Below are 4,910 nucleotides of genomic sequence, written 5' to 3' on the forward strand. Positions count from 1 at the left end.
AACCGATTTTTCTCTAAGATGTCATTTTTACCCGAATTTTTCTTTTTTCTCGGTCTTAATCCCTAACCAACTCCCGACTAATTTCATCCCCTTCTCGTGCTACTTGGCGTACTACAAGTTGAAGTGCGGAATGTGAGTTAGATTGAAATTTTCAGACTATACTTGCGTTTCACGTTTATTCAACCTAACAAAAAAAGGCGACTTCTCATCGAAATCGCCCGAGCAGATTAGCCGACTAACCCACTTCCCATCGCAGACCGATCGGAAGGGATTCAAAAAAAACTCGTTACACAGGTGCGTCTTCTTTAACCAACTTATCCCAACCTAAATCTTTCAAGTTGTTATTGCGACGTAGAGGACGAGTTGCCAGTTCTAACAAATCGCGAGCGTTGGTAAAGCCGTGAATTTGTGCGAACGTAAACTCGACCGACCACTTCGTTGTAATTCCACGAGCTTCTAGGGGATTCGCGTGTGCCATCCCCGTAATCACGAGGTCGGGATTCTGTTGGCGAATGCGCTGAATTTGATTGTAATTGTCAGGTTTCTCGACAATTCGGGGATAGGGAACGCCCATCTCGTCGCAGGTTTTCGTTAAGAAATCCAACTCTGCTTTTTGATAGCGTTTGTCCATGTAGGGAATGCCGATTTCTTGTACCGTAGCACCGCAGCGCACGAAAAAGCGAGCCAAAGAAATTTCGAGGAGGTTGTCACCCATCAAAAATATCGATTTCCCTCGCAGCAGAGCCGCGTACTCCTCGACGCTGTTCCAAATCGTCTGCTCTCGCTCGTCTAACCCCTTCGGTTCGATGCCGAACACCGAGCAGATTTTTTCGACCCAGGCGCGAGTCCCGTCGGGGCCGATGGGAAACGGCGCACCGATGAGTTTGCACTTGCGACGGCGCATCAAGGTCGTCGCCGTCCGACTTAAAAACGGATTGACTCCGCAGACGTAAGACCCCTCGGCGAGAACGGGGAGTTCGGTGTAATGTCGCGAGGGCAGCCAACCGGAGACTTTGATGCCTTGCTTCTTCAGTTCCAAGGTTAACTGCGTGGCCACTGGATCGGGGAGCGAACCGAACAAGACCAGTGGCGGGCGATCGATATATTCGCTTTCTACGGTTTGTCCGCCGCCGTCTTCTTGACTGTCCTTATGACGGCCGAAATCGAGGAAGCGGCGCAGTCCGTGACGCTCTTCTTTCTCGCCGTCAGCGATCGCCGATGCCGGGGCTTCGGTCGGACAACGCTGTGCCATTGCTGCCAACACGGTATCTTCCCCTTGAGTAAAGGCGTAGTCGAGACCGTTTGCCCTCGCTGTCACGATGGGAATCCCGATTTCGGCTTCGAGTTTCGGTGCGAGACCTTCCAAATCCATTTTTATGATTTCGGTGGTGCAAGTACCGATCCATACGATGACGCTGGGGTTGCGATCGCGCTTGATTTGCAGACACAGACGCTTGAGTTCTTCGTAGTCGTTCAGTTGAGCGGAGATGTCGCCCTCTTCTAACTCAGCCATCGCGTAGCGAGGTTCTGCAAAAATCATCACGCCCATAGCGTTTTGCAAGAAATACCCACAGGTTTTCGTCCCGATGACCAGAAAAAAGCTGTCTTCAATTTTCTGGTACAGCCACGCCACGCAGCTAATCGGACAAAAGGTGTGGTAGTTGCCTGTTTCGCACTCAAAGTTCAAGGCGTCCGGTCGAGCAGCAACAGTCATGAGCGAAATCTCCTTTTTTTTATCGATCGTTATTCGAGATCCGACAACAAGTTGGAAATTTCTGGGTCTTCCTCGTCGTCGTCGTCTTCATCTTTGGGAAAATTCAATCCAAAAGCATCTTCGTCATCTTCGTCGTCCGCCAAACCCTCCAATCCTTCGTCGTCACCGAACGCAGCTAAATCCATGTCGTCCTCGTCGTCTTCGTCATCGCCGAAAGCCGAGAGATCGACCTCGTCCTCGTCGTCGGATAAATCTGCACCGCCGAAGGCGTCTAAGTCCATATCGTCAGAGGTTTCCTCTTCGCCGCCAAAAGCCCCCAGATCGATATCGTCAGAGGTTTCCTCTTCTGCGCCGAAAGCCGAGAGATCGACCTCTTCATCGGAAGAGTCTTCCTCTCCACCAAAGGCGTCTAAGTCCATATCATCGGAGGTATCTTCTTCCTCACCGAAGGCGTCTAAGTCCATATCGTCGGAAGAGTCTTCCTCTCCGCCGAAGGCGTCTAAGTCCATATCATCGGAGGTGTCTTCTTCCTCACCAAAGGCGGAAAGATCGACCTCTTCATCAGAGGTGTCTTCCTCTCCACCAAACCCTTCTAATTCCATCTCTTCATCGGAAGTTTCTGCTTCGTCAAGCAAGCTCAGATCGACATCTTCTTCTGAAGTCTCTTCACCGAAGGCTTCGAGTCCGAAATCTTCAGCTTCTTCTTCAGATCCTTCGTCTTCTAAGATGCTGAGATCGTCTTCGTCTTCTAGCACTTCCGCCGCAGCTGTGGCAGCCGCCGCCCCAGCAACTCCGGCAGCGATAACCGCTTCTTCAGAGAAGTCGTCGGGTTCTTCAGCTTCCTCTGAAGAGTCTTCGAGTCCGGCGAGTTCGTCGAATTCCGCGACTGAGGTGTCTTCTTCCTCTTCCTCAACGAATCCGCCCAAATCCTCGATTTCGGGTTCGACAGTTTCGGTGACAAAGGGTTCTCCAACCGGTTCTTCAGAAAGTTCTTCAGATTCTTCGGACACTAGGGTTTCGGCAGCGACGCCGGCCGCGGCGGCTTCAGCGTCTGCCTCACCAAAAGGGACTTCGTCAGACTCCGCTGCGAACTCGTCAGTTTCAGAAGCGGCGGCGGTCGCGGCAGCAGAAGCAACATCGCTATACTCGGTGTCTTCGAGTCCGGCTTCGGGTTCTAAGCCGAGGGCGATGTCGGGGTCGAAGTTCAACCCCAGCACTTCGATGAGGGTGTCGGGATCGGGATTGAGCCGCGAGAAGGGTAGCATGAGCTGGGCGAGTTTGGGTTCGATGCCGTTGAGCGATCCCAGGATGAAGTAGGAGGGCGGACGACGCCCACCGTCAGGGGTTTTGACGGCAGCGACTTGCATGTGCAAGTTCAGCCATTCGTAGTTTGCTTTGTAATACTGCAACCATTTTTCTTTAAGGGCGCTGGTGAAGCTGTCGAAAAAAGCCATGGTTATCTATCCCCGGAGTTGCTTCTAATTTCGCTTCTAGTCTATCCGCCTCTGACACCAGACGGCGTAAACCTCGAGTCTGTACTGAATAATACTAGGCAAACTTAGCAACTCGCGCGGTCTTCAACTGGGTCGATCCTCGAGATGGGGTCTGTCTGGGGTTACACCATCATTAGGTCGAGTTCTTCTTCGACGCTAGGCGGCGGGGTTTGGGGGTTGAGGTAGAAGTCCGATAGCAGGGCGAACAAATCGCGATCGGGTGCGTCGTTGGGAACGACACCTTCGGGTAATGCCAGGATTTGGTCGGCGATGTTGAGGTAATAGTCGCAAACAAAATTTAAGGAATTGTCGCCCTCTGCCATCTCGAAGAGGGTTTTGCCTTTGACCCGAGAAACGCGGATGTCTTCAATCAGTGGCAGCACTTCTAAAATCGGCATGGGAACGGTTTCGACGTATTTTTCAATGAGATCCCGTTTGGAGGTGCGGTTGCCGATGAGTCCTGCCAGACGCAGGGGGTGCGTCCGGGCTTTTTCGCGAACGGAGGCGGCGATACGGTTGGCAGCAAACAGGGCGTCGAAGCCGTTGTCGGTGACGATGAGGCAATAGTCGGCGTAGTTGAGGGGGGCGGCGAAGCCTCCGCAGACCACGTCTCCGAGGACATCGAAGAGAATGACGTCGTATTCGTCGAAGGCGTTGAGTTCTTTGAGGAGTTTGACGGTTTCGCCGACGACGTACCCACCGCATCCGGCTCCGGCTGGGGGACCGCCTGCTTCGACGCAATCGACACCGCCGTAGCCTTTGTAAATGACGTCTTCGGGCCAGATGTCTTCGTAGTGGAAGTCTTTTTCTTGCAGGGTGTCGATGATGGTGGGGATGAGATATCCGGTCAGGGTGAAGGTGCTGTCGTGTTTGGGGTCGCAGCCGATTTGTAGGACTTTTTTGCCGCGACGAGCGAGGGCAACGGAGATGTTGCAACTGGTGGTGGATTTGCCGATGCCACCTTTTCCGTAAACTGCGAGTTTCACCCGAATGTTCTCCTTAAACGTGAGGTTTGGTGGGTTGGAACGTCACAGCCCGAATTGAGTGGGTTGGGAATTGGAAGGCTGTGACGATCGCGCGCTTCTTTCTTGGCGTTGTTTGCATTATGGCGAGTCCGATCGCGTTTTTGAAGGGGGGCAAGTTTTGAAATTCGTCGCAATCTAGAGTATAAATTTTTATTTTAATTTATTTGCTATTCGATTCTGTTTTAAAGTTTTAGAACAATTTATATTGCTTTTGTTTTGATTTTATGTTTTAATTTAAATAAAAATAGTTACAAAATACAAAAAATGAAATTTGGCGTCCCTCGAAGCTGTATGGGTTACGAGGCGTCGGGGTTTTCGAGGCGCGATACGATCGCCGTCGGGAGATGGGGCGTTTTATAACAAATGATAAATTTTTCCAAAATCAGGGGGTTGAGGTGGCGATCGCACCCTTGAGACCCCCTTTGCGCTACCAAGATCCGTCGCAGTGCTCCGCCCATAGCCGAGGGCTTGGGGGGTGGTGAAGCGACGGGAGGGAGTAGTTCGCTTAAGCCTAGGAAACAAATATTTATTTCCTAGGCTAAGATAGTTTCATGCTAAACATGACGTGGGAATTCAAGCTAGAGCCAACGGCGGAGCAGGTTTCAGACATCGAACACATTTTGGATGTGTGCCGCAATGTCTGGAATTTTGCCCTGCGGGAACGTAAGGATTGGCTAA

At 51.6% G+C, this 4,910-nt stretch carries 5 protein-coding genes; 1 reads left to right on the forward strand and 4 read right to left on the reverse strand.

All coding sequences use genetic code 11. The features are described from left to right. Nucleotides 1–286 precede the first annotated feature (286 nt). The 4 genes from POG22_RS18785 to POG22_RS18800 form a co-directional block, all read right to left on the reverse strand. The gene (locus tag POG22_RS18785; RefSeq protein WP_498906785.1) at nt 287–1,714 is read right to left on the reverse strand and encodes a ferredoxin:protochlorophyllide reductase (ATP-dependent) subunit N; all 1,428 of its coding nucleotides are present in this window, start codon (nt 1,712–1,714) and stop codon (nt 287–289) included. Nucleotides 1,715–1,743: 29 nt separating this feature from the next. Further along, nucleotides 1,744–3,168 (reverse strand): DUF5331 domain-containing protein, encoded by a 1,425-nt coding sequence (locus POG22_RS18790; protein WP_063717089.1) that lies wholly within the window; start codon nt 3,166–3,168, stop codon nt 1,744–1,746. 161 nt (nt 3,169–3,329) lie between these two features. Continuing rightward, nucleotides 3,330–4,193 (reverse strand): ferredoxin:protochlorophyllide reductase (ATP-dependent) iron-sulfur ATP-binding protein, encoded by an 864-nt coding sequence (bchL, locus tag POG22_RS18795; RefSeq protein WP_017660633.1) that lies wholly within the window; start codon nt 4,191–4,193, stop codon nt 3,330–3,332. Between the two features lie 335 nt (nt 4,194–4,528). After that, on the reverse strand, nt 4,529–4,666 hold the full coding sequence (locus tag POG22_RS18800; protein WP_498906786.1) for a hypothetical protein: 138 nt from the start codon (nt 4,664–4,666) through the stop codon (nt 4,529–4,531). 117 nt (nt 4,667–4,783) lie between these two features. On the opposite strand from POG22_RS18800, the gene POG22_RS18805 reads away from it, so the two are divergent. Then, the coding region (locus POG22_RS18805) for a helix-turn-helix domain-containing protein (RefSeq protein ID WP_498906787.1) at nt 4,784–4,910 on the forward strand (127 nt) is incomplete at its 3' end.

The sequence above is a fragment of the Geitlerinema sp. CS-897 genome (genome assembly GCF_028368005.1).
GTDB classification, from domain to species: Bacteria; Cyanobacteriota; Cyanobacteriia; order Cyanobacteriales; family Geitlerinemataceae; genus Baaleninema; species Baaleninema simplex.

Excerpts from the sequence above, each read along its gene's own strand:
- POG22_RS18790 (WP_063717089.1), bottom strand. The coding sequence starts at position 3,168 with ATGGCTTTTTTCGACAGCTTCACCAGCGCCCTTAAAGAAAAATGGTTG.
- POG22_RS18785 (WP_498906785.1), bottom strand. The coding sequence starts at position 1,714 with ATGACTGTTGCTGCTCGACCGGACGCCTTGAACTTTGAGTGCGAAACA.